2 protein-coding genes and 1 pseudogene are annotated in these 1561 nt (G+C 33.3%); 2 read left to right on the plus strand and 1 reads right to left on the minus strand.

What is annotated here, in order from left to right:
* Positions 1–99: 99 nt before the first annotated feature.
* Positions 100–276 carry a plasmid pRiA4b ORF-3 family protein gene (locus AACX68_RS07265; protein ID WP_228860853.1) on the minus strand — a complete coding sequence of 59 codons (177 nt, stop codon included), beginning with the start codon at positions 274–276 and terminating at the stop codon, positions 100–102.
* 103 nt (positions 277–379) lie between these two features.
* Here AACX68_RS07265 and AACX68_RS07270 point away from each other — a divergent pair.
* Positions 380–800: pseudogene (locus AACX68_RS07270) on the plus strand (IS30 family transposase); the annotation flags it as partial.
* Between the two features lie 224 nt (positions 801–1024).
* A partial coding sequence (locus AACX68_RS07275; protein ID WP_228860854.1) for a hypothetical protein occupies positions 1025–1561 on the plus strand: 537 nt, incomplete at its 3' end.

Consider the following 1561-nt stretch of genomic DNA (forward strand, 5'->3'; position numbering starts at 1 on the left):
TCTTTTTTTAAAGCAGAACGAGGCGGTATCATGACGGCGCTACCTTGCAGAGATATACTGTGTCTACATTTTACTCAATTTTGTGGCTGTGAAAAGTTTTTAGAGGTTCCCTTTACTATAAATACGGAATTGGTGAAGGTGATCATCCTGCCATCCCTGCGCGAGCTGAATAATATAATGAAAAGCGGCTAAAGATGTCTCGCCTGATAGCCTGAATCGGCACCAGACCACTGGGCTGCTCCACCGAAGGGCCACTTTCACAATATAGGTTTTCATGGCGAGCTACCTGAGAAAAACAGGTTTAATTGCTCATTCTATCGCCGATTGAACAAAGTGCCTCACAGATTTTTATGCTCTTTATCATAAACGCTATTGAAGTCATGAATACAGAGGTAAAGGATCAGCATTGAAAAAACGCCCAAAATGTGTTGATAAAAAGCAGCGTATTGGTGATTGGGAAGGCGATACCATTGTGGATGAAGATCATAAAAGTGCGTTATTGACGTTAGTTGAACGGAAGTCGTTATTTACTCTCATCATTAAGCTTAAAGATAAAACAGCAGAAGGTGTCGCAAAAGCTGTAACGAGACACTTATCAGGGACAAAAATTTATTTTTCTCACACCTATTTCCCTTGGAAGAGAGAGAGAAATAAATGAGAACACGAATGGATTAATCAGAGATTACTTCCCAAAAGGAATCGATTCTAATAAGGTCTCGGAGCGAGAAGTTAACTTGGTGGCAAACCGTTTAAACAATCGTCCTCGTAAAACACGTGATTACAGAACACCGAATGAGTGATTTAAAGGAACATAAACTCATTTACTTCGTTTATTATGGTGTTGCACTTAATATGTGAACCCAAGGTGAATAATAATTTTTATTATAGATTTAATGAAAATTATTATTTATTTTTATAATAAGGCCCTTTATAAAGCATATAAATAATAAAAGCTTTTTTATTATTTATATATAGATCTATTCAAATAATAATTGTTACTTATTAAAATTTAAGGACTAATATTATGGCTGATAGTTTATCTATTGATTTTAAAGGCTCTGATGTTTTTCAAGGATCAAATCTTATTATAATAGCCACTTATATCGGAGATTCTACACATAAGGTACTTAGAACCAGTAATATTACAATTGAAAATAATCCACCAAATGCAAATATATCTATAAAACCTTATGAAGATACTAATAGAAAAATAAACATTGATGATACTAATAATAAAATGGTATTTCCTTTTATTATTGAAATAAAAAATTACGAAGACACATCTGCTATAAAATTAACGTTTTCAACTAACATTGCAGGCGCCACTGTTAAAAAAGTTACCTATACACAACATTCATCAGTAGATGGTAGCATAGATATAAGTTCATTAGAGCCTTTCGTTATAGGGAGCACTGTTGTTAATGACCTTACTCCAGCACAATATCCAAACAATCCAGATAAATCTCATCCGAAATTAAATATGGTAATATATCCAAGAACTAGTAATAATAAATCTCTACCTTATTGTCAAATTCCATTATATGTGGAAGGTATACAATAT

The organism is Xenorhabdus sp. PB61.4 (assembly GCF_963894935.1).
In the GTDB taxonomy this organism is placed as follows: domain Bacteria; phylum Pseudomonadota; class Gammaproteobacteria; order Enterobacterales; family Enterobacteriaceae; genus Xenorhabdus; species Xenorhabdus stockiae.